Annotated in this window: 1 protein-coding gene; it reads right to left on the bottom strand. The window is 46.4% G+C overall.

Features of this window, described 5'->3' with window-relative positions; genetic code table 11:
• Window positions 1–264 precede the first annotated feature (264 nt).
• A complete protein-coding gene (locus GFC01_RS17745; RefSeq protein ID WP_243137687.1) occupies window positions 265–1,203 on the bottom strand; it encodes a methyl-accepting chemotaxis protein in 939 nt (312 codons plus the stop codon).
• Window positions 1,204–1,483: the final 280 nt, after the last annotated feature.

Here is a 1,483-nt window from a genome sequence, read left to right as displayed (position 1 = left end):
GCGAATATTTAACATGAGACCTCACACTCCTTTAGCTTGATTTTTGGTGTTTTTTGGGCGCGCGAGGTCTCATTTCTTTTTCAGGGGGCTGATCCCCTTCTGGTGCCTACTGAAATTTTACACGGCCTTGACACTATACTAACCGTGGCAGGTTGCACGCCCACATGCGCCGGACGGCAGGCGACCTTATGGGGAAACGCGGTTGTCCGGGCGGGCGTGGGAATTGCCACGGTAGAGGCCGCCTCAAAGGAGCGGTTTTTGTTTTTACTTGATCAACTCATCAGCCTGCTGCTTCAGTTCCGCCGCCACCGCTCCCAACTCATTGACTGACGCGCTTATCTCCTGTGCCGAAGCCGCCTGCTGCTGGGTGGCCGCCGCCATCTGCTCGATTGATTGCGTCAGTTCTATAATGGCTTGTTGCATATCCTTCAAAGTCTGTAGAATATCTTTAACTGACCGTTGGGTGTCCTGGGACAACTTGCGTATTTCACCAGCCACCACATTGAAACCGCGTCCGGCGTCGCCCACCCGGGCCGCCTCGATAGCCGCGTTTAGTCCCAGCATGTGGGTCTGTTCGGCAATTTCCTGGATCAGGGCCACGATGCCATCCGTCTTTTTTATTTCTTCCCTTATGCCCCGGGCATTACCGCCCAAGGTTTCCGTGGTTGCGGCCAGTTCTTCAGAGGTGGCAGACAAGTTGCTGGTAGCCATAGAAATAGCGTTAACCTGTTCTTCGATGCGTTTTGAAATGGAAGCAAGATTTTCCTGTCGCTCAATTGGTGTTGTAGTCACTATACTGCCAATCACGGTACCGTTCTCCGGATTAGTGAGTGGATAGCCAATTCCCAAATAAGGTAGGCCATAAACCTCTTTGCCAATTCTCACCACTGTCCTGCTGGCGTTACGCATGGTTTGGAAAGCCGTGCTACCTTCTTTAACTGCATCTCCAGCAACTAAAGCAAGTTTTACTTTGCCTGGACTACAGTAGGTATAAGTATTAAGGTCTGATACGTAAAATCCTATTTCTTCCCCAAGCAGGTTTTTGATATGTGGAGCCATTTCCAATGCGCAAGTTAAAGGATTTAATTTTTCCGTTACTCCATTAGCTGACTCATCTAATTGTTGTTGGCAGCTTTCATATTTGTTAAAATTTTGCAATAACTGATCATGCATGGATTTCTTGTCATTTGAACGATAAATCAATTTGTACCATCACTCTCCTTTCGTATTACTTATAATTTTTTGACATTATTTTTATTTTTTGTAAGCGGTATAATAAAACGGATGAATTTCGGTCAATAAAAACGGATGATTTTTACCATCTCCTCTCAGCCAGCAGGTATAATTACTGGTTGACAGGGGGTGGAATAAAAATTGACGAGGTGGAAAATGTACGCCGAGATTCATCAATTAAAAGACATGGGGCTAAAAAAAGCCCAGGTGGCCAGAAGGCTGGATATCGATGTAAAAACGGTCATCAAAT

The sequence above is a fragment of the Desulfofundulus thermobenzoicus genome (assembly GCF_009428905.1).
Classification (GTDB): domain Bacteria; phylum Bacillota; class Desulfotomaculia; order Desulfotomaculales; family Desulfovirgulaceae; genus Desulfofundulus_A; species Desulfofundulus_A thermobenzoicus.
The sequence above is the reverse complement of the archived record's forward strand: the minus strand, read 5'-3'. Positions and strand labels throughout refer to the sequence as shown.